The organism is Agrobacterium sp. Ap1 (assembly GCF_017313375.1).
Classification (GTDB): Bacteria; Pseudomonadota; Alphaproteobacteria; order Rhizobiales; family Rhizobiaceae; genus Neorhizobium; species Neorhizobium cellulosilyticum.
In genome coordinates this window covers 371,463-393,178 of record NZ_JAFLMY010000001.1, presented here as the reverse complement: position 1 = coordinate 393,178, position 21,716 = coordinate 371,463, and the positions used below count along the sequence as shown (strand labels likewise).

The window sequence follows — 21,716 nt, the reverse complement described above, 5'->3', positions numbered from 1 at the left end:
TCTTTTCAGATGGGGGCCGTGAACGGTTCCCGGGAAAGGCCGTAGTGGCGCTCCAGCATTTCCCATGTCCTGTCCATGGCATAGGCTTTTGAGACGAGCGGCAGGCCGACATGGCCGAAATAAAGCGACAGTTGCTGTTCCGCCTTCTCGGTGGGGACGCCGGCTATCTGATGGCTGTAGATGACGGATACGAGGCCTGTGCGGTCGGCACCTGCCTGGCAGTGGATCAGGATCGGTTTCGGCGCATCTTTCAGCAAGGCGACGAGCTGGTCCGCCTGTTCTGCTGTGAGCTCTCTGGAGGACACCATGCGGAAGTCGATATGCTTTATTCCAAGCCGCTGCGTTGTCGCCACTTCATCGGTGTACCATGCGGCGTTTTTGGAGGGGCCGCGCAGGTTAACGATGGTGCGGATACCGTAATTGCGCGCATATTCCTCGATCTGGCCGGCTGTCGGTTGGGCTGACCGGTAGAGTTCACCGGCGATGACGGTGTGGAAGTTGCCGGAAAGCTGAAGGAAGCCCAGATAGGCGCCGATGCTGAGCGCCGCGATACCAATGGCTGCCGCTCCGTTGCGAAGCCACTTCCGCTTGAATGTAACTGCCATTCGCCGATCCACCTTGCTGAACAGGACAGATTTCATCTGTCGTTGTCCGGTGGCATCTGCCTTTAAGCTGACTGTCACCTGAAGACGGGACTTCGATGTCAAGTGGTGCGGAACTCGACGCCGATTGCGTTGATACGGCGCCAGCGGACATCACATTCGAACTGGCGTCCATCGGAAAGCTGGAGCGTGAAGTTCTCAGGGACGGACATGGCGCTTTCGGTCCGGATCATCGCGCCGCCTTCCGACATTTCCTTGACGATGCCGTCAAAAGCCGAACGATGATCGTTGAACAGGATTTTTGCGCCGAGGAAGGCCCTCGATCGCGGAAATTTACGTTCTTGCACCCGGCTGGATCTCCAAGGTTCGATTGGAAATCCTGTAGCGTTCCGAGCCAATGTCGGAAAACCCCGCAAAAAACCCCGTAACTTCTTCGGGTAGATTGGCAGATGAGGTTTCTGATAGCCGTTCAGAATCGGAGCGTTACGCTTCGCCCGTTTCCCAGCCGAGCATGGCGCGCTTGCGGGTGAGGCCCCAGTGATAGCCGGTGAGAGCGCCATTCTTTGCGACAGCGCGATGGCAGGGGACGACAAAAGAGATCGGATTGGCGCCGACGGCTGCTCCGACCGCCCGGCTTGCGGACGGCTGGCCGATATCGTTGGCGACATCCGAATAGGTGACGGCCTTGCCGTATGGGATTTTCAGCAGACTCTGCCAGACGCGCATCTGGAAGTCGGTACCGATCAGCACGACCCGCAGGGGGCGGTCGCATAGCCATTTCGAGCGGTCGAAAACGCGGCCGACATAGGGTTCGGTTGCGGCCTTGTCCTCTACATAGGTTGCGTTTGGCCAACGGCGGGTCATGTCGTCCAGCGCCTCCTGCTCGCCGCCCTGATCGGCAAAGGCGAGGCCGGAGAGGCCGCGATCGGTGGCCATGACGAGCGCCAGACCGAATGGGGAGGGGTGAAAGCCGTAGCGGATCGTCAGGCCACCACCCTTGGCCTTCCATTCGCCGGGCGACATCGCCTCATGGGTGACGAAGAGATCATGCAGGCGGCCGGGGCCGGAAAGGCCAACCTCATAGGAAGTTTCCAGAAGCGGCAAGCCTTCGGTGCCGAGCAGGCGCTTGGCATGGTCGATCGTAACCGCCTGCAGGAAGGCCTTCGGAGACAGGCCGGCCCAGCGGGTGAACAGTTTCTGCAACTGCGTTGGCGACTGGCCGATCTCGGCAGCGATGGCTTCGAGCGAAGGCTGGTCGCGGTAGTCGAGCGTGATCATTTCGATCACCCGGCGCACGGTCTCGTAATCAGAGCCTTCCGGCGTCACGTCGATCGCGGGCGTTGAAAACTGAGCGAGAGCATTCATGGTCTGTCTCCTTTCGCTCATATTTGCCTTCTCCGCTTCATCGATACCACCCGTTTCTTGCGGCTTTCTCACAGGCGGCGGGTTACTGTTGCGAGCGCATTGCGGAAGGCGTTGGCAAAGCTCTCCCGGTCATCCGGATTGAGAAAGGAACCGACATCCGTCGCCCGACCCTCGCCGCTGACGAACATGGAGGTGATGCCGAATTCCTCGTGCCGGTTGATGCGGAAACGCGCCCAGAAGGGATTGAAACGATGCTCGATCATCCTGCCCGTCGGAGAGAATTTGCGGATCAGGATATGGGTTTGCGATACGCTGACTTCCTCGCGCTGGCGGCCTGAACGGTAGCTCATCTTCAGCGCGAAATAGAGAAGCAGGAAATCCGCCCCGAGAAACAGGCCGATCGGCCAGGCGCCGGTTACGGTGAAGAAGATGCCGTAAAAGGCGCAGACGGCGCCGGAGAGCGCAAGTACCAGCTTAAATCCCGTTCGCCCCAGCGACCGGTAGGGTGTGAGTTCGGCGGCAAAGACCGGCCGCTCCTCCACTATGTGCGCGTTGCTTTCCGTCATGGGGCGTGACTATACAGGCTGATGGCCATTTCCAAATCCCGATCCAGCACCGCTTCCTTGCAAAAGTCAAATCGGACGCCTGCAAAGACGGGTGCGACGAAGACAAAACGCTTCAAATCCGCCTATTCGAAGGACGAGATGGTTGAGATTTTTCGCCGGTTCTCGATCCAGCGGCCGGAGCCGAAGGGCGAGCTGGAGCACGTGAACCCGTTCACGCTCGTGGTTGCCGTGGCGCTATCGGCGCAGGCGACCGACGCCGGGGTCAACAAGGCGACGAGAGCGCTGTTCAGAATAGCCGATACGCCGGAAAAGATGCTGGCGCTGGGCGAAGAGGGTGTGATTTCCCATATCAAGACGATCGGGCTTTATCGCAACAAGGCGAAGAACGTCATCGCGCTCTGTCGCATGCTGATCGACGAATTCGGCAGCCAAGTGCCAAAGACGCGTGAGGAGCTGGTACGGCTGCCGGGTGTCGGGCGCAAGACCGCCAATGTAGTGATGTCCATGGCCTTCGGCATTCCGACGCTTGCTGTCGATACGCATGTCTTCCGCATCGGCAACCGCTGCCTGATGGCACCGGGAAAGACACCGGATGAGGTGGAGGAGCAGTTCCTCAAGGTCATTCCGGAAGAATATCTCTTCCATGCTCATCACTGGCTGATCCTGCATGGGCGCTATACCTGCAAGGCGCGCAAGCCGGAATGCGAGCATTGCGTTATCGCTGACCTCTGTCGCTCGCCGGAAAAGACGTTCGACATACCGGCGCCGCTAGTGGAGCTGCCGCCTCAGGTCATCGGCGGAGCTGCGCAGTGAGGCCGTCCAACAGGGCCGCGATTGCAGCTTCGTAATCGGCGCGCTTTCCGCCGCAATCGATCGCGATTACGGCTTTCTCAAAGGCCGACGAAATCAGCGATGTCAGCGGGTCGAGAAGCTTGAGGTTTTCCGAGCCTGAAAGCAGATGCGAGAGGCCGACTTTCAGGCCCTCTTCGGCCGGGTCTTCTCCTTCACCGCTATCGATCGCATGCTGCGCGGGGGCTTCTTTCAAGAGCAGCCGTGTGCGGCCCGGCACTGCCATCGCATCGAAATAGGCGGATGCACCCTGCAACAGCGCCTCGCGTGCCGACGAGGCATCCACCGAGCGGGCGTCGATATCGGCTGCTACATCCTTGGCTTCGCGTTCGATCACGGCCCAGAACAGCGCCTTTTTGTCTGCAAAGTGATGGTAGAGCGCGCCGCGCGTGACCTCAGCTGCGACGACGATGTCCGGGGTTGCCGTTTCGGCATAGCCCTTTTCGACGAACAAGGTCCGTGCGGCATCCAGAAGGGCGGTGCGGGTGGCATCGGTGCGTTCGCGGTTGCTGCGCGGCATGCGACTATCCTCCATTTACATACAGACAGAATGTATTTATAAAAAACATACAGCCTGAATGTATCTTGGATTTCAACGGAGGAAAAGAGATGAAAGCAGTCAGCTATTATCCCGTCATCATGACCAAGGACGTCACAGGGACGGCGGCGTTCTATACCCGGCATTTCGGCTTCGAAGCGCTGTTTACCGCCGACTGGTATGTTCACCTGCAATCGAAGGAGAGCGAGCATGTGACGCTCGCCATTCTCGACGGGAACCATGAGACGATCCCGGAAGGTGCGCGCGGCCAAGTGTCAGGCCTGTTGCTGAATTTCGAAGTCGAAGATGTCGATGCTGTCTATGCACGGCTGAAGGCGGCGGGGCTGCCGATAAGGCTGGATCTCAGCGACGAGGATTTCGGCCAGCGGCATTTCATTACCGCCGATCCGAATGGCGTGCTGATCGATATCATCAAGCCGATCCCGCCAAGCGCGGAGTTTGCCGCCCAATATGAGGCGTCGGCGCTTCCGGGCTAAATCCTGAAGTCCGGATTGCGCTTGGCCAGTGCCTTGTGCAGATGCACCATCAATCCCGCGGCAAAAAGCGGGGTCAGGAGGTTGACGATCGGGATCGCCAGGAAACCGGCGATCAGCATGCCGGCAAGCAGAACCGTGGAAGCGTGTTTTGCGCGGAAGGCGCGGGCCTCTTCCGGTGAGCGAAAACGCATGGCGGCAAATTCAAAGAATTCGCGGCCAAGCAGGTAGCCGTTGACCATGAAGAAGGCGATCAGGTTGACGCCCGGAATGAAGAGGAGAAGAAGCGCGATAAAGTTGAAGACGATTACGACGCCCAGGAACTTTATCGAACCGGCAATCGCCTGACCGAGCGGCAGTTCCTTGCCGGGTGGATCATTCGGGTAATCGCGTTTTTCAACGACGGCTGCGACATCATCGAGAAACAGGCCGGCGATCAGCGCGGTGATCGGGGCGATCAGAAGCGCCAATCCGAGCGCTAGGCCGATGCTGGCGGCAATCGCTGCAATCAGCGTCAGCCAGCCGGTCCATTCTGGCATTGTCGGAAGAAAGGCGGCAAACCACGGCCAGATGTAATAGGCGAAAGTCTCCCTGAGCGCGAACCACAGGCCGACGAGGATGAGCAGGGTGAGCCCCAGCATCTTCCAGAAGGCGGAGCGGGTTTCCGAGGCGAAAAGGTTGACGAGCGCAAGGCGAGCGGCGTCGAGGATCATGAATGCTCTCCGGCGGTTGGCCGGTCAGATGTAGGTGGCGATGCGTGGCGCGACAAGCAGTCCTGCGGCATGACGTCATGGTTGTCTTGAAACATGTGGAGATAGATCGCTTACCCAAGTAAAAGTATGACTAAATGCGTAGTTTGTACCGCCTATTCTTGCGGGCATTTGTAGTTTTGAGCAATTTTGCGATGTATGCTCTTTCGTTGCAATCTTCGCGAGCGCTTTATGGGTTATCCATTTTTAATCAAAGTTTAGATTTCTGTTTTATTCGTGCCGATGCTTGCGGTTTCGGCCGCGTCACGGTCGCATGATGCGTCCCGCCTTCGCCTCGCGGCATGTCTCCCCCAATTAGAACCATGCCAACGATCAGCCGGGTCCACCGGCGTTCATCAGAGGAACACCCCGTTTGACCAAAAGATCAAACCTCATGACGCGCATCCTGCTTGCCGCGTCGCTGCTTGTCGCGGCTGCCTTCGGCGCCTTTTCGATCTATATCGATAGCCTGCAGCGCGATGGCGTTGCCCAGTCCGTTTCACACAACATAGAATCCACCGGCAAACAGGCATCGCAGAGCATTGCCAACTGGCTCAACGGCCGCTTCATGTTGACTGACTCCGTCGCCAAGGCCATGGAGAAGAGCACGGACGTCGCCTCGCGCTCTGCCATCCTGCAGAACGAGGTCCTTGCCGACCAGTTCGTCTCCACCTATTTCGGCGGTGAAGCCGATGGCGAAATGACGCAGTGGCCGAACCTGCCCTTGCCGGCCGGTTATGACCCGCGCCAGCGCGGCTGGTACAAGCAGGCGGTTGCCGCAAAGGCAGCGGTGCTGACCGAACCCTATGTTTCCGCATCCGACAAAAAGCTGATGATCACGGCTGCCGTTCCGGTGAACAAGGATGGCAAGTTTGTTGGCGTTGCCGCCAGCGATTTTTCGCTAGACACGCTGGTATCGGCGATCAAGTCGGTCGATGCTGGTCCTGGGGGCCATGCCTTCCTCGTCAACAAGGCAGGCAAGATCCTGATCCATCCCGATGCGGCCTTCGTCAACAAGACGCTTGCCGACCTCTTCCCGACAGATACGCCGAGCATCGGTTCGCAGGTTGCGGAAACCGCAATCGGCGACAAGGGCAAGCTGGTCAGCTTTGTGCCGGTCAGTGGTCTTCCGGGTGCCGACTGGAGCCTTGGTTTCGTTGTCGACAAGGACAATGCCTATGCGGCGACGCGCGAATTCCGCCTCGCTGCCGCGATTGCGACGCTGCTTGCCGTTGTCGCCATGATGGTTTTCCTGGCGACATTGCTTAGCCGGATCGTTATCTCGCCGGTGACCGCGATGACGGCTGCCATGGAAAAGCTTGCGAGCGGCAATCTCGACACGACCATTCCCGGCCAGGACCGCCGCGACCAGATCGGCTCCATGGCCGCAGCCGTTGCCGTGTTCCGCACGAATGCGATCGAGCGCCTGCGCCTCGAGGGGGATGCACAGGAGACGCGTACGCTTTCTGAGCGCGAGCGCGGCGAACGCGAGCGGGTTGCCGCCCGCAATGCGGCAGATGTGCGCTTTGCCGTGGACGAACTGGCGAAGGGCCTGTCGCATCTTTCCGATGGCGACCTGCAATACCGCATCAATTCGCCTTTCGTGGCCGAACTCGACCGATTGCGCGAAGACTTCAACACCTCGATCGGCAAGCTGAACAGCGCGCTGACGAAGGTGGGCGACAATGCTCGCAATATCGATGCCGGCGCTTCCGAGATCCGCCATGCGGCCGACGATCTGGCCCGACGTACGGAGCAGCAGGCCGCCTCTGTCGAGGAGACCGCTGCGGCGCTTGAAGAGATCACCACGACGGTGCGCGACAGTGCCCATCGCGCCGAGGAAGTCGGCCGCCTCGTCAACCGCACCCGCTCGAATGCCGAGAATTCCGGCGGCATCGTGCGTGAAGCGGTGCGCACCATGGAAGACATCGAACGGTCGTCTTCGGAGATCTCCAAGATCATCGGCGTCATCGACGAGATCGCCTTCCAGACCAACCTGCTTGCACTGAATGCGGGTGTCGAGGCAGCGCGTGCCGGTGAAGCGGGCAAGGGCTTTGCCGTCGTCGCGCAGGAAGTGCGCGAACTGGCGCAGCGTTCCGCCCAGGCCGCCAAGGAGATCAAGGAACTGATCAACGCATCCGGCAATCTGGTTCAGCAGGGCGTGATGCGGGTTGGCGAGACAGGCACCAGGCTGGAGGCCATCGTTGCCGAAGTGCAGGAGATCAACGGCCACATCCAGGCGATCGTAACGGCAACCCGCGAGCAGTCGACGGGCCTGAACGAGATCAACACCGCCGTCAACACGATGGACCAGGGCACGCAGCAGAACGCGGCGATGGTCGAGGAACAGACGGCCGCCAGCCATGGCCTTGCAGCCGAAGCGACGGCTCTGAAGACCCTGCTTTCGCAGTTCCGTCTTGGTGGAGTGGCCACTTCGAGCGAGCGCGGAAGCTATAGCCGCGCTGCCTGAGCGGCAGCAGTTTCATCCGTAAACATGAATGAGGCGGCCCATCGGTCGCCTCATTTGCTTTGATGGCCATACGCAATGTCACGCAGCGGGCAGGCGGTTGCGAAATCGCGGATCATCCAGTGCATCTTTCGGAAAATTCGCAGCCAGGTGATCGATGAATTTCCGAACCGCCGGCGGCAGGCCGCGACGGGTGGTGAAGACCAGATGGACGATGCCGGTGATGCCGCGCCATGCAGGAAGAATGCGAACGAGGGTTCCATCTTCCAGCGCCTGACGGCAGGTATGGTCGGGCAGGAGGGCGACGCCGAGGCCCGCAATCGCCGCGGCGCGAACGGCTGAAAAATCGGCGCAGCCCATGCGCGGGGCATGGCGGAGAATGTGCTTTCTGCCGTCCTCGGTTTCCAGATGCCATTCCAGTTCGCTTGCATCGTCGCTTGTTGCCAGCGTCGGCAATGAGGCGAGCTGTTCGACATCCGCAATCCGGCTGGCGAGCTGCGGGCTTGCGACGAGGATGCGGATGGACTGACCGAGCGAGCGCATGGTGAGCGAGGCGTCGCTGTCGATCGTGGTGCGGACGCGCAGTGCGATATCGATCCGTTCCTCGATGAGATCGACCGGCCGGTCGAGTGCGACGAGCTGCAACTGTACCTTTGGGTGACGGTCGAGGAATGTGTTGACCAGGCCCGATATCGGCTCGACGAGGCCGGTCGGGCAACTGAAGCGGACGAGGCCTTCCGGTTCCGATTTTGCTTCCGCCACCAGCGCCTGTGCAAGCTCCGCCTCGGCAAGCATCGCCTTGCAGCGTTGATAAAAGACCTGCCCGACATCGGTTACCCTAAAACGGCGGCTCGATCGTTCGATCAGGCGCACGCCAAGCCGTGTCTCGAGCCCTGCCACGCGGCGGCTGAGCTTGGATTTCGGTTCGCGCAGCGCGCGCCCGGCGGGAGCGAATCCGCCATGGGCTACCACTTCGGCGAAATAGACAAGGTCATTCAGATCAAGCCGCATCATCGTTCTCCATATGGAACGATGAGTGTCGATTTTGCCGACTTTCGATCGCAGCGTTCCGAATGCATCTTTCATCCAGCGGAAAACAAACCGCAAGATCAAAGGAGAAAGACAATGGCTGCAAGATTTGAAAACAAGGTCGTCATCGTTACCGGCGGCACAAGCGGTATCGGGCTTGCCACTGCCAAGGCGTTTGCCGGCGAGGGTGCTTCGGTGTTCATTACCGGCCGCCGACAGGAAGCACTCGATGCTGCGGTGAAGGCGATCGGTGGCCGAGTGACCGGCGTTCAGGGCGACATGGGCAAGCTTGCCGATATCGACCGCCTGTATGACGCCGTGCAACAGAAGCACGGGCATATCGACGTGGTTTTCGCCAATGCCGGCGGCGGTGAATTTGCTGCACTCGGCTCGATCACCGAGGACCATTACCAGTCGACATTCGACAGCAATGTGAAGGGCGTGCTGTTCACCGTGCAGAAGGCACTGCCGCTGATGCGCGATGGCGGCTCGATTGTCCTGACGTCATCGACCACCAGCATTTCCGGCACGCCGGCCTTCAGCGTCTATTCCGCCACCAAGGCGGCGATCCGCAGCTTTGCCCGTAACTGGATCCTCGACCTGAAGGACCGGCATATTCGCGTCAATGCCATTAGCCCCGGGGTCACCGATACGGCAGGCCTGAACGAGCTGTTCGGTGGCGGTGATCAGGCGCAGGGTACGAAGGATTATCTTGCCGGGCTCATTCCTGCAGGTCGCGTCGGCCAGCCGGAAGAGATCGCCAAGGCAGTGTTGTTCCTCGCTTCCGATGATGCAAGCTTCGTCAATGGCGTCGAACTCTTCGTCGATGGTGGTCAGGTCCAGATTTAATACGATCGGATTTCTACGTTGAAGCTCATCCGCGCGTCCTTGAGGGACGCGTGGCTTTCTCAAGGAGACTGACGATGACTTACGACATTGCGACATTGCTGAAGCGCAATCTGCAGGAGGTTTTTGGCGAGGCTGACGATGTGCGCCGCCAGGCGGTTGCGGCTGAGATTTTTGCGTCGGATGCAGAATTTCACGAACCGCACGGAGTTTTTCGTGGCCCTGCAGAGATCGCCCGAATTGCGGGCGTGATCCGGGCGTCGCATCCGGATTTTCAGTATCGCGAACTCGGCCCGGCGGAAGTGCTGCATGAGACCGCGGGCAGAGTGCGGTGGGTTTCCGGTGCGCCCGGTGAGCCACCGGCCTATGCGGGAACCGACTTCATCATCGCCCGCGACGGGCGGATCAGCGGGCTTTACCTGTTTTTCGATACCCTGCCGGGCGAAGGAGATGTGTTGCATGACAAGACCCGGACGTAACCGGGTCTGCTTCAGCCATGTGACGACTCAGGCCATTTCCCGCAACTCCTCACGATGGCGGACCATGGTGAGGAAGCGCCGGTAATCGCGGTCATAAGCTGCCTTGCGGGCCGGATCGGGGAGATATTCGGTGCCGCCTGCCTGCATCGCCGAGCCTGCGGCAAAAAGGGATGAGTGCAGGCCGCCAGCGACGGCGGCGGTCATCGCGGTGCCGAGCAGGACTGCATCATTCGTCTGCGGCACCACCACCCGGCAGCCGGTGACATCGGCGTATAGCTCGACGAGCAGCGGGTTGTTCACATGGCCGCCGGTGACATGCAGGGTTTCGAACCGATAACCGAAACCGACCATGGTATCGAGGATGTGGCGGATGCCGAGCGCGATCGCCACACAGCTGCGCCAGTAGCGGCGGCAGAGGCCATCGAAGGATGTGTCGAGGGTAAGGCCCGTGATGACGCCGCGGACATGCGGATCGGCGAGCGGCGAGCGGTTGCCGTGGAAATCCGGCAGGATATGCAGGTTGGGGGCGATATCGCCTTCCGTCTCTGCGCGCAGCTCGGCAATGCGGGCGATGATGCGGCCATGCAGGTCGGTGGTTGGTTCGCCGCCGGCGGCATGCATCTGGACGATATGATCGAGAAGCGCGCCGGCCGCAGATTGGCCGCCTTCGACCAGCCAGTGTTCTGGAAGTACAGCCTCGTAATAAGGCCCCCAGAGGCTGCGACCCGGTTTCGGATCGCGCGAGAAGGCGACGATGCAGCTGGAGGTTCCGCCAATGAGTGCGACGCTGGTTTCGAGGTTTGCGTCGCTGGCGGCTCCGGCCAATGCGCCGAAAGCACCGGCATAGGCGTCGATAAGGCCGGGGGATACTTCGACTTCGATATCGAGGCCAAGCTCGGCCGCGGCTTGTTTCGACAACCTGCCAAGGCTTGTGCCGACCTCGGCGGTGCCTTCCGGCAGGCCGGCTTTTTCTTTCAGATTTTCGAGGCCGGCAAGTTTCAGGTAGTCGCTTTTCCAACCGGGCGTCTCATGCGCCAGATAGTTCCATTTGGCCGTGACAGTGCAGCGGGAGCGCTCAGTCGATCCGGTCGCCTTCCAGGTGAGGAAGTCGGCCAGATCGAAGATGAAACCGGATTTTTCCCAGCTTTCCGGCCGGTTCTCCTTCAGCCATTTCAGTTTCGGCATTTCCATTTCGGGTGACAGCGAGCCACCGGAGAAATCCAGAACATGGTGGCCGGAAGCGGAGAGTTCGTCGGCTTCGCGGATGGCGCGATGGTCGTGCCAGACGATCGTATCCTGTTCAGGGAGACCGGAGGTGGAGACGGAGAGCGGCTTGCCGTTCCGGTCGCGCATGACGAGCGAACAGGTGGCGTCGAAGCCGATCGCGGCGATACTTGAAGGCTTGATGCCGGCCTCGGTCATCGCTGCTTTCACGGCTTGGCAGGTGGCGGCCCAGATATCTTCGGAGGAATGTTCGGCATGGCCTTCCCTGGGGCGGAACATCCGGATCGGGTGTTTGGCCTTGGCAAGCATTCGGCCACTGCTGTCGAAAACGCCGGCACGCGCGCTGGTCGTGCCGATATCGACCGCAACGAGATGGTCACGCATCCAGATCTGTTTCCTGTCCCTGTACCGCTCGCGGCAAAATCTTCCTCACGGTGTCAAATTGCCCGCTGGGAAGATGTCGCTCCACGACCCTCCATGTGGTTTTTTACAAGGTGGAGCAAATCCGGCATGTCGTCAAATATGAGATCCGGCGAAAGTGTGTCGATCCGTTCACGATATCCCGGAACACAGGCATGCGATCCGCCGGTAAAGGCGAAAACCGACATGCCGGCACGCTGGGCCGCCTCGATGCCGGCGGGGCTGTCCTCGATGACGATGCAGTTTTCCGGCGAGATGCCCATTTGCTCTGCAGCGTAGAGGAAAAGGTCGGGTGCAGGCTTGCCGTTCTTGACCATGGAAGCGCTGAAGATATGCGGCTCCAGCCTGTCGAGAATACCGGTGATGCCGAGCGACAGGCGTATGCGTTCCGGCTGACTGGAGGAGGCGACACAGCGGGGAAGGTTGAGAAGCGCGAGCGCATCGAGCGTCTCGGCAATGCCTTCGATCGGTTTGAGGTCGGTCTTGAAGAGGTCGTAGAGATCAAGGCGCAGGGTTTCGAGAAATTCGGGCCCGGTGTGGAAGTCGTATTCCTCGTCCATCACTTGCCGCATGGTGGCAAGGCTGCGGCCGAGGAAGCGCTGATAGGCTTCCTCCTCGGCCATGTCGATGCCGTGGCGGTTCAAGGCTTCGACCAGAACCCGGACCGAAAGCGGTTCGCTGTCGACGAGCACGCCGTCGCAGTCGAAGATCACCAAGGGGCCGTCGTTGAAGCTTGCCTTATCCGCCACGTTTCACCTCACTCCTGAACCAGCTTGTCGTCGAGATAGAGCTGCAGGGTTTTTGCAGTTCCTTCGCTCCATAGCGTCTTCAGGGCATGGGCGAAACGCTTGCGGAACAGTTCGTTGCCGGAAACCTCACCGAAGATTTCATCGAAGACGAGGAAGGCTGCCGGATCGTCCTTAGCCTTGATGGCTGCTGCCTGCAGCTTTTCGGCGCTGGCGTCGTTGAAGACGATTTTGCGGCCGCTGTCGGACGTGCCGGCGAAGTAACGGCACCAGAGAGCTGAGACCAGCGACAGGCCGACGATATCCTTGCCCTGGGCGAGGCGATCGCGGGTCGAGGGCAGGATGAATTTCGGCTGGCGGTTGGAACCGTCCTGCGCCAGGCGCGGAATGGTGTCGCCGATCTTCGGGTTGAGGAAGCGACGCTCGATCAGGTTGAAATATTCATCGAGATTGGTATCCGGGACCGGCGGAACGATCGGGATGATCTCTTCCTTCTCGAGCTTGGCGAGGAAGGCGCGGATCAGCGGGTGTTCCATCGACTCGTGGACGAAATGGATGTCGAGCAGCTCGCCCGGATAGGCGATCGTCGCGTGGCCGCCGTTCAGGATGCGGATCTTCATCAATTCATAGGGCGCAACGTCGGGGACGAACTGGACGCCGACCTCTTCCAGCGCCGGGCGGCCGGCGGGGAAATTGTCTTCCATCACCCACTGCTTGAATTCTTCGCAGAAGACCGGCCAGTTGTCGTCAATATTGAAGTCGTTTTTCAGAATATCGACTTCGCGCTGGCCGGTGGCCGGTGTGATGCGGTCGACCATCGAGTTGGGGAAGGCGACGTTGGAGTGAATCCACTCGGCAAAGGCCGGGTCGGACATTTTGGCGAGGCCGATGACGGTGTTCTCGGTGACGTGGCCGTTACCCGGAATGTTGTCGCAGGACATGATGGTGAAGGGCTGCACGCCACGCTCGCGGCGCAGTTTCAGGCCGGCGAGGATGAGGCCGAAGACCGTTTTCGGGGCTGCCGGGTTTTGGCCGTCCTCGACCATTGCCGGATGGGCCGGGTTGAAGTGGCCGGCCGCATCGATGAAGTAGCCGCCTTCGGTGATCGTCATGGACACGATGCGGATCGTCGGATCGGCAAGCTTCTCGATCAGCGCATCCTTCTGGTCGGGTGCAATGATGTCGATCATCGGCGCGGTGACGCGGGCGCCGGTCTTGTTATTGTCCTGCTCGACGACTGTGGTCAGGTAATCCTGAGCCTTCAGCTTGTCGCGCATGGCGGCATCCGATGGCAGAACGCCGGCGCCGATCAGCGCCCAGTCATGGCCCTTGCCGGTGTTGAACAGGTCATCGAGGTAGACGGCCTGATGGGCGCGATGGAAATTGCCGACGCCGAAATGAATGATGCCCGGCGTCAGGCTCTTCGGATCGTAATTGGGCACGCCAGCGGTCGCAGCGGCATCCTTGAGGCTTGCCAACGAAAGCTTCACAGTCATTTTCTCATACTCCGGTTGGCCTGTCTGTCAGGCCGGTAGGATCAATCAGGCCCTGATAGCGAGGCCCTTGTCGTCGAAACGGTGCAGTTTGGTTTCATCCGGCGTCAGGTAGACGGTATCGCCGTGGCGGGCGCCGAACTCGCCGCTGGCGCGGGCCGTCATCTGGCCGATGCCGTCGACATCGAGATGCAGGAAGGTGTCGGCGCCGAGATGTTCGGCAACGGTGACGGTACCCTTCCAGGTGCCGCTCTCCTTGGACAGCGTCAGATGTTCGGGACGGATGCCGGCGGTGACGGCGCCCTTCGACCTGGCGTAATCGCCGGTGATCAGGTTCATCCGCGGCGAGCCGATGAAGCCCGCCACGAACAGGTTGCGCGGGGTCAGATACAGTTCCATCGGGGAACCGACCTGCTCGATATTGCCGCGATTGAGCACGACAATCTTGTCGGCCATGGTCATGGCCTCGATCTGGTCGTGGGTGACGTAGATCATCGTCGTCTTCAGCTGGTTGTGAAGATCGCTGATTTCGAGGCGCATCGTGCCGCGCAGGGCCGCATCGAGGTTGGAGAGCGGTTCGTCGAAGAGGAAGGCAGACGGTTCGCGGACGATGGCGCGGCCGATTGCGACGCGCTGGCGCTGGCCGCCGGAAAGCTGCGAGGGGCGGCGTTCCAGATAGTCGGTGAGGTTGAGCACCTTGGCGGCAGCCTCGACTTTCTTGTCGATCGCTGACTGTTCCATCTTCGCCATCTTGAGCGGGAAGGCGATGTTCTTGCGCACGCTCATATGAGGATAGAGCGCATATGACTGGAAGACCATGGCGAGACCGCGGGCAGCAGGTGCGGCTTCCGTCACATCCTTGCCGTCAATGGTGATCGTGCCGCCGGTCAGGTCTTCAAGGCCGGCGATCAGGCGCAGGAGCGTGGACTTGCCGCTGCCCGAGGGGCCGACGAAGACGACGAATTCGCCTTCCTTGATTTCCAGATCGACGGAAGGAATGACCTTGGCTTCGCCGAAATGCTTCTGGACGTTCTTGAGAGTAATGCTGCCCATGATCGGAATTCCTTACTTAACCGCGCCAAACGTGAGGCCGCGGACGAGTTGCTTCTGGCTGAACCAGCCGAGGATGAGGATCGGCGCAATCGCCATGGTCGATGCTGCCGAGAGCTTTGCCCAGAACAGGCCTTGCGGTGACGAGAAAGAAGCGATGAAGGCCGTCAGCGGCGCCGCGTTGGTGGTCGTCAGCTGGATGGTCCAGAACGCTTCGTTCCATGCGAGGATGATGTTCAGGAGCAGTGTCGAGGCAATGCCTGGTACGGCCATCGGCGTCAGGACGTAGACGATCTCTTTCCAGAGGCTGGCACCATCCATACGCGCGGCTTCCAGGATCTCGCCCGGAATTTCGCGGAAATAGGTGTAGAGCATCCAGATGACGATCGGCAGGTTGATCAGCGTCAGCATGATGGTGAGGCCGACGCGGCTGTCGAGCAGGCCGAAGGTGCGGAAGATGATGAAGATCGGCAGAAGAACCGCGACCGAGGGCATCATCTTGGTCGAGAGCATCCACATCAGGATGTCCTTGGTCCGCTTGGTCGGGGCAAATGCCATGGCCCAGGCGGAGGGGATGGCGATGATCAGCGCCAGGATGGTGGAGCCGACCGAGAGGATGACCGAGTTCATGAACGGCTTGAAGTAATCGCGCTGCGTCTGAACGGTGATGTAGTTCTCGAACGTGCCGGACGGGATAAGCGAGAAGCCGGCGATGGCCTCCTGCTCCGTCTTGAGGCTGGTGATGACGGCGTAGAGGATCGGAAAGAAGATGAGGAGCGCCACAACCCAGGCGGCAACGCTCCAGCCGATCTTAGCTCCGGTGGAAACTGAACGAGCCATGATCTTCTCTCCTACTTGTCCAGGTTCTTGCCGACGGCGCGCATCAGGAAGATGGCGACGATGTTGGCGAGAACGACTGCGATGATACCGCCTGCAGCACCACCGCCGACGTCATAACCGAGACGGGCCGTGCGGTAGATGAGGAAGGTGAGGTTGGTCGATGCGTAACCCGGTCCGCCATTGGTGGTGACGAGGATTTCCGCATAGATGCCGAGCAGGAAGATCGTCTGGATCAGGATGACGACCGTGACGGCACGCGAAAGATGCGGGATCGTCAGGTAGATGAAGCGGTTGAAGAAGTTGGCACCGTCCATTTCGGCCGCTTCACGCTGCTCGCTGTCGAGCGACTGGAGCGCGGTGAGCAGGATCAGGGTGGCAAACGGCAACCACTGCCAGGCGACGATGATGATGACCGAGAAGAGTGGAAACTGGGCGAACCAGTCGATCGGCTGCACGCCGAAGAATTTGGCGATATCGGCAAACACGCCATAACCCGGATGCATGATCATGTTCTTCCAGATCAATGCAGCTACCGGCGGCATGACGAAGAAGGGGGAGATGACCAGAATGCGGACGATGCCCTGGCCGAAGATCGGCTGGTCGATCAGAAGCGCTATCGCGGTACCACCGATGACGGTGATCGCCAGCACGCCGAGAACCAGCAGCAACGTATTCCAGATCGACTGGAAGAAGGCCGGATCGGTGTAGAAATACTGGTAATTGAAGAAGCCTGCGAACGAGACATTCATCGGTGTCAGCAGGTTGTAGTTCTGGAACGAGTAGTACAGCGTCATTGCGAGCGGTACGGCCATCCAGATCAGAAGAACGACGACGGAGGGCGCCATCATAAGGCGTGCCAACGTCCTGGTGTTCTGCGTTGCCATCTTAAAAAACCTCCCCGGAGCTTTGGCTCTCATTGCCGTCGTGGCGTTCTCATGGAACGTCAGCGCGGAAGCATGATCTTGTTTTTATAGGGTAGCTTGTGGATACGACGAGAGGCGCGGCTTCCGGTCGTTCTGGTCTCCATCTGAGGCGGGCTGCCCGGCAAAGGAGCCGGACAACCCTTATCCTTGGGAGGAAATCCCTTACTTGATGTAGCCGGCGCGGGTCATGTCGCGGGTTGCCGTTGCCTGAGCGGCGGCAAGCGCGTCGTCGACCGTGGACTGGCCGGCGATGACAGCCGAGAAGAGCTGGCCGACAGTGGTGCCGAGAGCCTGGAATTCAGGGATTGCGACGAACTGGCCACCGGTGTAAGGCACCGGCTTGACGGTCGGCTTGGTGATGTCGGCAGCGTCCATCGCAGCAAGCGTCGGAGCGGCGAAGGCTGCTTCCTTCTGGTAGTCGGCGTTCTTATAGAGCGACGTGCGCGTGCCCGGAGGAACGTTTGCCCAGCCTTCCTTGGAAGCGACGAGCGTCGTGTATTCCTTGCTGGTTGCCCAAGAAATGAACTTCTGCGCGGCTTCAGCCTTCTGCGAGGATGCCGGAACGGCAAGGTTCCAAGACCACAGCCAGTTGCCGTGGTTCTTCACGCCTTCCTTGGACGGGAAGATCGCGTAACCGACCTTGTCGGCAACCTTCGAGTCCTTCGGGTTCGATACGAAGGATGCAGCGACGGTTGCGTCGATCCACATGCCGCACTTGCCCTGCTGGAACAGCGTCAGGTTTTCGTTGAAGCCGTTGGACGAAGCACCGGCCGGGCCGGCTTCCTTCATCAGGTCGGCATAGAACTGCAGCGAAGCCTTCCATTCCGGCTGATCGAACTGGGGCTTCCAGTTCTCGTCGAACCAGCGGCCGCCGAAGGAGTTGTTGAGCGCAGACACGAAGGCCATGTTTTCGCCCCAGCCGGCCTTGCCGCGAAGGCACATGCCCGAGACGTCGTTGCCGCGATCGGTGATCTTCTTCGCCGCATCGGCGATGAATTCCCAGGTCGGGCTTTCCGGCATCTTGAGGCCGGCCTTTTCGAACAGGTCCTTGCGGTACATGATCATGGCGGATTCGCCGTAGAACGGAGCCGCGTAAAGCTTGCTGTCAACGGACAGACCGCCGCGGATAGCCGGCAGAAGGTCGTCCATGTCATACTTGTCGCCGAGGCCGTCGAGCGGCAGGAGCCACTTCTGCTTGGCCCAGATCGGAACTTCGTAGTTGCCGATGGTGACGATGTCGTACTGACCGCCATTGGCAGCGATGTCCGTGGTGACGCGTTCGCGAAGAACGTTTTCCTCGAGCGTGACCCAGTTTACCTGGATGTCCGGGTTCGCCTTGGTGAACTCCGAGGTCAGGCCCTGCATGCGGACCATGTCGCCGTTGTTGACGGTTGCGATTGTGAGGGTTTCAGCCGATGCGGCGGTGGCAACAAAAGCCATGGCCGAGCAGGCGCCCAGCAAAAAAGTCTTCAATGTCATATCTTCCTCCCGAGAAGATGATTGCGAGCATTCGCTTTGCTCGTGGGCAATTACTTATCAGGACTTGATGGAAGTCAACACGGATTCGTCGCTGCACTGCGATTGAACCGTTTTAAGCACTTGAATTTGAACGTAAAAATTTTTGCTCACAGGCGGAGCAACTGCTCAGCGGACGCTTCATCGGTGATGATGCCGTTGATCAGCTTGCCCCGAAGCGCTGCCGCGATGGCCTTGATCTTGCGCTGTCCTTTCGCGATTCCAATCACCGCGCTCGTGTAGCGGGACGGGATCGGGACGCTGGCGACGCGTTCGTTGACGGCGTTGTCCAGAAGTCGGCCCTGCTGGTCGTAGACCCATCCGCAGATTTCGCCCGCGGCACCGCTTTCGACAAGGCTTTGCATTTCTTCACGGCCGAGGAAGCCATCGACACAGAGAGGGCCGTCGACGCCCAGTTCGCCGATGCCGACGAAGGTGGCGGCTGCCTCCGCACCGAGCGCCAGCGTCGAGCGGACAAGCGCCTGGTCATGCAAAGTCTCGCGCTCTTCTGCCGAGGAACAGAGGACGGGAAGCGGCATGGGGAAATGGCGTGCCTTGATGGCATCCGCCATCGAGAAGATGACGTTGTAGAAGGCGGCGGAACCGTCAGGTCCGATATTGCCGGTGAGCGACACAATGCGGTGTTGCGGGCATTCCATCGGCGGCAGCTGATCGACCGCGGCCTTCAGCGTGCGGCCTGTGCCGACCGCAAGCACGATCGGCTCCGGCCGTCTGAGCCAGCGCTCTATCTCCGCGGCGGCTGCCTCTGCAATGCCTATCGTCGATGATGCTCCAGATGGATCGCTCGGCACGACTTCTGCATGGCGCAAGCCGTATTTTTCCTTCAGCCTTTCGGCCAGTTCCAGGCAGGCGGCGATCGGATGGTCGAGCCTGACCTTGATCAGGCGCTCGGCAACCGCGAGCGAGACGAGACGCTGCGCCGATTGCCGGGAAATGCCCATGGCGGCCGCTATTTCGTCCTGGGTGCGACCGGCGACGTAATAGAGCCAGCCAGCCCTCGCCGCATCATCCAGCCGTCCCTGGGTGTCAGACCGTTTTGCCATGGCAGAAATCTCCTCATCCAATTTGCTGCCATTTTTTCCGAGTGTCTGTCAAACGGTTGGCAGACCTGTTTCCGGCGCGTCCCATGAAAAGCTGTTTTTGCGGGATCGTGCCGGCTAGTCGGCTTCAGGCGTGGCTGTATCCTCTTCAGCCAGTCGCAGCAGCTCCTTTGCCGCCGTTTCGTCGGTGATCAGCGTGTTGCAGCCGATACGGCGGATGGTGGCGCGGATGGCGACCGCGCGGTGGGAACCGCCTGACGAGAGCACGATATGTCTCGCTTTTTTCAGTGTATCGAGATCGACCGACATGACCCGTTCGTTCAGCGCCTGATCGACGGAATGACCTTCCTCGTTCAGGAAGTTGAACATAGTATCGCAGACACAGCCTGACGCGATCAGGCGGTCCAACTCCTTCTTCGAAATGAAGCCTTCCGAGAGCGAGGTAGAATGCGGGCCGATATCGCCACAGCTGACGACGGCGAGATCGAGATTCTCGGCAAGGTTGTAGATGGTGTCTAGGCCGCATTTGTCGATCAGGGCGCGCTTGGTGGCGACCGTATCGACAAGCAGGGGCGCGAGGAACATGTAGCATTCTGCACCCAACTGTCCGGCAAAACGCCAGGTAAAGTCGATCGGGTTCGTCTGGTGGACGGCGACGATGCCGCCGAGCAGCGAGACGACCTTGACGTTGGAATGGCGCGCGGGGCGGAAGCTGGAGAGCGAGGCCGTCATGGTGCGGCCCCAGCCGACGCCGATCGTCATGTCATCCTGGATGACATCGGAGAGGAATTGCCCGAGTGCGAGGCCGACAGCGCCTGCAAGCGCATCTGCGCTGCTGTCGCGCGGTGTCGGAACCACGACCGCCTCATCCAGCCCATAGGCTTTTTCGAGCTGGATCGCGAGCTCGACGCAGCTTTCGACGCCTTCAGAGATCCAGATCTGCACTTCAGAGCGTTTCATGGCCTCGTCGAGCATGCGAATGACGGTGGAGCGGCTGACGCCCAGTCGCTCTGCCACATCCTTCTGGGTGAGGCCCTGATTGTAATAGAGCCATGCGGCGCGCAGCCTCTGCGAGGTCGCGTCGGAATAGGTCGTGTGGCTCTCGCGTCTCAATCTGGCCAAGGCGCTCAATCCTCCCGAAAAGCGGAATATGCAATTCCTGCGCGTCCGGTCATGATATCGTCTTCATTGGAACATATGTCAATTGAGAAGGACAAATGTCTTGACTTCTTTACCTTCCGCGGATGTTATCTAGATAACATGCCAGAGGAGCAAAATCGGTGCCTCCAGCACCGACAGCCATCAGTGAGGAACATTCGGATGACGTCAAAACTAGAGCAACTTCGTTCCATGACCACCGTCGTCGCCGACACCGGCGACATCGAGGCCGTTGCCCGTCTCAAGCCGGTCGATTGCACCACCAACCCTTCGATCGTTCTGAAGGCGATCGGTACCTCGATCTTTGCCGACAAGGTGAAGGAAGGCGTTGCCTGGGGCCGCAAACAGGGCGGCAATAACGATGCGATTGCGGTTGCCGTAGCCGATCGTCTGGCGATCGATGTCGGTGCTGCACTGGCCGGGATCGTTCCGGGTCGCGTCTCGACCGAAGTCGACGCCGACCTTTCCTTCGATACCGAAGCCTCGATCAAGAAGGCGCATGACATCATCGCTGCCTACAAGGCGCGTGGCATCGAGCGCGAGCGTATCCTGATCAAGCTTGCTTCCACCTGGGAAGGTATCAAGGCTGCTGAAGTGCTGCAGGCCGAAGGCATCGATTGCAACCTGACGCTGCTGTTCAGCCATGCCCAGGCCGTTGCCTGCGCGGATGCCAAGGCATTCCTGATCTCGCCCTTCGTCGGCCGTATTCTCGACTGGTACAAGAAGTCGACCGGCCAGGACTACACCGCTGAAACCGATCCGGGCGTCGTTTCGGTTCGTTCGATCTACAATTACTACAAGGCAAATGGCATCTCCACGATCGTCATGGGTGCCTCCTTCCGCAACACGGGCGAGATCGAAGCGCTGGCCGGTTGCGACCGTCTGACGATCGCGCCGAACCTGCTCGATGAGCTGGACAAGGCCGAAGGCACGCTGGAGCGCAAGCTTTCGCCGGAGAAGTTCGAAGCCGTCGCCCCGATCAAGATGGACGAGAAGACCTTCCGCTGGATGCTGAACGAGGACCAGATGGCGACAGAAAAGCTCTCGGACGGCATTCGTCTCTTCAACAAGGATCTGATTGCGCTTCGCAACCTTGTCAGCAAGGAACTGCAGCTCGCTGCCGCCTGATCACAAGAACCACCGCCAACATAGCAGAAAGGCTCGCCTCGATGCGGGCCTTTTTCATGGCGAACAGCCTTCTGATTGCGGGAGGCGTAGTGCTATTGAACACCGTAAAGTTGAATTCGATCAAGTGCTTAATTAACTTAAACTTTATTAAAGGTGGATAGCCTTCCGGCAAAA

The 21,716-nt window shown here is 59.9% G+C and carries 22 protein-coding genes; 6 read left to right on the top strand and 16 right to left on the bottom strand.

Annotation, left to right across the window (positions count from 1 at the left end):
* Window positions 1–5 precede the first annotated feature (5 nt).
* The 4 genes from JZX87_RS01920 to JZX87_RS01905 form a co-directional block, all read right to left on the bottom strand.
* Window positions 6–605: a dual specificity protein phosphatase family protein gene (locus JZX87_RS01920; protein ID WP_148143187.1), complete on the bottom strand. Its 600-nt coding sequence runs from the start codon at window positions 603–605 to the stop codon at window positions 6–8.
* 98 nt (window positions 606–703) lie between these two features.
* Window positions 704–949, bottom strand: coding sequence for a PilZ domain-containing protein (locus JZX87_RS31720; protein WP_353654154.1), 246 nt, complete (start codon window positions 947–949; stop codon window positions 704–706).
* 136 nt (window positions 950–1,085) lie between these two features.
* Complete coding sequence (locus tag JZX87_RS01910; RefSeq protein ID WP_206823325.1) at window positions 1,086–1,967, bottom strand: methylated-DNA--[protein]-cysteine S-methyltransferase; 882 nt, start codon at window positions 1,965–1,967, stop codon at window positions 1,086–1,088.
* 68 nt (window positions 1,968–2,035) lie between these two features.
* Window positions 2,036–2,533 (bottom strand): DUF2244 domain-containing protein, encoded by a 498-nt coding sequence (locus JZX87_RS01905; RefSeq protein WP_148143192.1) that lies wholly within the window; start codon window positions 2,531–2,533, stop codon window positions 2,036–2,038.
* A gap of 21 nt (window positions 2,534–2,554) precedes the next feature.
* Between JZX87_RS01905 and nth the strand changes: the two genes are divergently transcribed.
* Window positions 2,555–3,346 (top strand): endonuclease III, encoded by a 792-nt coding sequence (nth, locus tag JZX87_RS01900; RefSeq protein WP_206823321.1) that lies wholly within the window; start codon window positions 2,555–2,557, stop codon window positions 3,344–3,346.
* On the opposite strand, the gene JZX87_RS01895 is transcribed toward nth, so the two are convergent.
* Window positions 3,324–3,902: a TetR/AcrR family transcriptional regulator gene (locus JZX87_RS01895; protein ID WP_206823315.1), complete on the bottom strand. Its 579-nt coding sequence runs from the start codon at window positions 3,900–3,902 to the stop codon at window positions 3,324–3,326. The two genes, nth and JZX87_RS01895, sit on opposite strands and share 23 nt — an antisense overlap.
* An 89-nt stretch (window positions 3,903–3,991) precedes the next feature.
* Here JZX87_RS01895 and JZX87_RS01890 point away from each other — a divergent pair, with 89 nt between their 5' ends.
* The gene (locus tag JZX87_RS01890; RefSeq protein ID WP_206823314.1) at window positions 3,992–4,417 is read left to right on the top strand and encodes a VOC family protein; all 426 of its coding nucleotides are present in this window, start codon (window positions 3,992–3,994) and stop codon (window positions 4,415–4,417) included.
* On the opposite strand, the gene JZX87_RS01885 is transcribed toward JZX87_RS01890, so the two are convergent.
* On the bottom strand, window positions 4,414–5,127 hold the full coding sequence (locus JZX87_RS01885) for a sulfate transporter family protein (protein ID WP_206823307.1): 714 nt from the start codon (window positions 5,125–5,127) through the stop codon (window positions 4,414–4,416). The genes JZX87_RS01890 and JZX87_RS01885 overlap by 4 nt on opposite strands.
* A 409-nt stretch (window positions 5,128–5,536) precedes the next feature.
* Between JZX87_RS01885 and mcpU the strand changes: the two genes are divergently transcribed.
* On the top strand, window positions 5,537–7,633 hold the full coding sequence (gene mcpU / locus JZX87_RS01880; RefSeq protein ID WP_206823306.1) for a methyl-accepting chemotaxis protein McpU: 2,097 nt from the start codon (window positions 5,537–5,539) through the stop codon (window positions 7,631–7,633).
* A 78-nt stretch (window positions 7,634–7,711) separates the two neighbouring features.
* Here mcpU and JZX87_RS01875 read toward each other — a convergent pair whose 3' ends face one another.
* Entirely contained in the window at window positions 7,712–8,644 is a 933-nt protein-coding gene (locus JZX87_RS01875) for a LysR family transcriptional regulator (protein ID WP_286194041.1), read from the bottom strand.
* Between the two features lie 111 nt (window positions 8,645–8,755).
* Between JZX87_RS01875 and JZX87_RS01870 the strand changes: the two genes are divergently transcribed.
* The gene (locus tag JZX87_RS01870; RefSeq protein WP_206823303.1) at window positions 8,756–9,508 is read left to right on the top strand and encodes an SDR family NAD(P)-dependent oxidoreductase; all 753 of its coding nucleotides are present in this window, start codon (window positions 8,756–8,758) and stop codon (window positions 9,506–9,508) included.
* Between the two features lie 74 nt (window positions 9,509–9,582).
* Window positions 9,583–9,984 (top strand): nuclear transport factor 2-like protein, encoded by a 402-nt coding sequence (locus JZX87_RS01865; protein WP_206823300.1) that lies wholly within the window; start codon window positions 9,583–9,585, stop codon window positions 9,982–9,984.
* 27 nt (window positions 9,985–10,011) lie between these two features.
* On the opposite strand, the gene JZX87_RS01860 is transcribed toward JZX87_RS01865, so the two are convergent.
* The 9 genes from JZX87_RS01860 to JZX87_RS01820 all read right to left on the bottom strand — a co-directional run bounded on the left by JZX87_RS01860 (window position 10,012) and on the right by JZX87_RS01820 (window position 20,378).
* On the bottom strand, window positions 10,012–11,592 hold the full coding sequence (locus JZX87_RS01860; protein WP_206823298.1) for an FGGY-family carbohydrate kinase: 1,581 nt from the start codon (window positions 11,590–11,592) through the stop codon (window positions 10,012–10,014).
* Window positions 11,593–11,645: 53 nt separating this feature from the next.
* Complete coding sequence (locus JZX87_RS01855) at window positions 11,646–12,377, bottom strand: HAD family hydrolase (protein WP_353654153.1); 732 nt, start codon at window positions 12,375–12,377, stop codon at window positions 11,646–11,648.
* 8 nt (window positions 12,378–12,385) lie between these two features.
* Window positions 12,386–13,870, bottom strand: a complete 1,485-nt coding sequence (locus tag JZX87_RS01850) for a mannitol dehydrogenase family protein (protein WP_206823296.1) — start codon at window positions 13,868–13,870, stop codon at window positions 12,386–12,388.
* 45 nt (window positions 13,871–13,915) lie between these two features.
* Window positions 13,916–14,920, bottom strand: a complete 1,005-nt coding sequence (locus JZX87_RS01845; protein ID WP_206823293.1) for an ABC transporter ATP-binding protein — start codon at window positions 14,918–14,920, stop codon at window positions 13,916–13,918.
* A 12-nt stretch (window positions 14,921–14,932) separates the two neighbouring features.
* On the bottom strand, window positions 14,933–15,757 hold the full coding sequence (locus tag JZX87_RS01840) for a carbohydrate ABC transporter permease (RefSeq protein ID WP_183820989.1): 825 nt from the start codon (window positions 15,755–15,757) through the stop codon (window positions 14,933–14,935).
* An 11-nt stretch (window positions 15,758–15,768) separates the two neighbouring features.
* The gene (locus JZX87_RS01835) at window positions 15,769–16,641 is read right to left on the bottom strand and encodes a carbohydrate ABC transporter permease (protein WP_148143216.1); all 873 of its coding nucleotides are present in this window, start codon (window positions 16,639–16,641) and stop codon (window positions 15,769–15,771) included.
* Window positions 16,642–16,842: 201 nt separating this feature from the next.
* Window positions 16,843–18,159, bottom strand: coding sequence for an ABC transporter substrate-binding protein (locus JZX87_RS01830; protein WP_183685267.1), 1,317 nt, complete (start codon window positions 18,157–18,159; stop codon window positions 16,843–16,845).
* A 146-nt stretch (window positions 18,160–18,305) separates the two neighbouring features.
* A complete protein-coding gene (locus JZX87_RS01825; RefSeq protein ID WP_148143219.1) occupies window positions 18,306–19,259 on the bottom strand; it encodes a sugar-binding transcriptional regulator in 954 nt (317 codons plus the stop codon).
* Window positions 19,260–19,373: 114 nt separating this feature from the next.
* Window positions 19,374–20,378 carry a sugar-binding transcriptional regulator gene (locus JZX87_RS01820; RefSeq protein WP_206823291.1) on the bottom strand — a complete coding sequence of 335 codons (1,005 nt, stop codon included), beginning with the start codon at window positions 20,376–20,378 and terminating at the stop codon, window positions 19,374–19,376.
* Between the two features lie 198 nt (window positions 20,379–20,576).
* Here JZX87_RS01820 and tal point away from each other — a divergent pair, with 198 nt between their 5' ends.
* The gene (gene tal, locus JZX87_RS01815) at window positions 20,577–21,542 is read left to right on the top strand and encodes a transaldolase (RefSeq protein WP_206823289.1); all 966 of its coding nucleotides are present in this window, start codon (window positions 20,577–20,579) and stop codon (window positions 21,540–21,542) included.
* Window positions 21,543–21,716: the final 174 nt, after the last annotated feature.